Origin of the sequence: Serratia sp. CY74737 (genome assembly GCF_052166775.1) — a bacterium.
Classification (GTDB): Bacteria; Pseudomonadota; Gammaproteobacteria; order Enterobacterales; family Enterobacteriaceae; genus Serratia; species Serratia ureilytica.
The window spans coordinates 1-1,207 of record NZ_JBJNOF010000036.1 but is presented as its reverse complement, the minus strand read 5'-3'; the positions used below and the strand labels follow the sequence as shown (position 1 = coordinate 1,207).

The 1,207-nt window shown below is 51.0% G+C and carries 1 protein-coding gene; it reads left to right on the top strand.

What is annotated here, in order from left to right:
• Nucleotides 1-79: 79 nt before the first annotated feature.
• Nucleotides 80-1,191 (top strand): IS3 family transposase gene (locus ACJ8PE_RS25005; RefSeq protein ID WP_164099023.1). Its coding sequence is split into 2 segments (ribosomal slippage): nt 80-341 and nt 341-1,191, totalling 1,113 coding nucleotides; the frame shifts between segments, so codons are not numbered across the junction.
• Nucleotides 1,192-1,207 lie beyond the last annotated feature (16 nt).

The following is a 1,207-nucleotide window of genomic DNA, read 5'->3' as shown; positions in this document are numbered from 1 at the left end:
TGTAAGCATCCCGGTAAAACGGACCATTCACTTTTAGAGATCTTCCGACATACTGATTATGTCCCCTGAGGAGATCGTCATGCGTAAAGCCCGATTCACCGAGCACCAGATCATTACCGTTCTGAAGTCTGTCGAAGCCGGACGTACCGTTAAGGATGTTTGCCGCGAAGCGGGAATATCCGAAGCTTCCTATTACAACTGGAAAGCAAAGTATGGCGGGATGGAAGCTTCTGATATCAAAAAGATGAAGGATCTGGAGGACGAAAACCGGCGGCTCAAACAGATGTTTGCTGATCTCAGCCTTGAATGTCGGGCCCTGAAAGACGTTATCGAAAAAAAGCTTTAAAGCCAGCGATAAAGCGGGAGCTCGTCAGTTATCTGGCGGCACAGTTTGCCATGAGTATCCGCCAGGCATGCAGGACATTATCGCTGAGCAGGACGGTGTATTTTTATCAGCCCGATACCCGGCGTGATGAACCGGTGATCCGGGCTTTGACTGAACTGGCAGAACGCTATCCACGATACGGTTTTAAGAAGCTGTTCCAACTACTACGCAGACAGGGCAACACCTGGAACCATAAACGTGTTCACCGGATTTATTGCCTGCTGAAACTGAATTTTCGTCGCAAAGGAAAGCAACGTCTGCCAGTGCGTAATCCGGCCTCGCTGGCCACACCGGGATCGCTGAACCAGAGCTGGTCCATTGATTTTATGCACGATGCGCTGGTCTGCGGCAGGCGCTTCCGGACCTTCAACGTGGTAGATGATTTTAACCGTGAAGCACTGGCGATAGAAATCGACCTGAATATCCCTGCTCAGCGAGTCGTCCGGGTGCTGGACAGGATCGTGGCAAACCGTGGTTACCCACTGAAGATGCGGATGGACAACGGGCCCGAACTGGTCTCACTGGCGCTGGCCCAATGGGCCGAAGAACATGGTGTGCAGCTCGAATTTATCAAGCCGGGTAAGCCTACACAAAATGCTTTTATCGAACGGTTCAACCGGACATACCGAACAGAAATCCTGGATTTTTATCTGTTCAGAACACTGAATGAAGCGCGGGAAATTACAGAGCGCTGGCTGAAGGAATATAACAACGAGCGGCCTCATGAATCCCTGAACAACCTGACGCCGGCAGAGTACCGGCTGATGGCTGAAACACCGGATATCTCAAAAAGTGCATGGAACTAAAGCCGGGATGCTTACA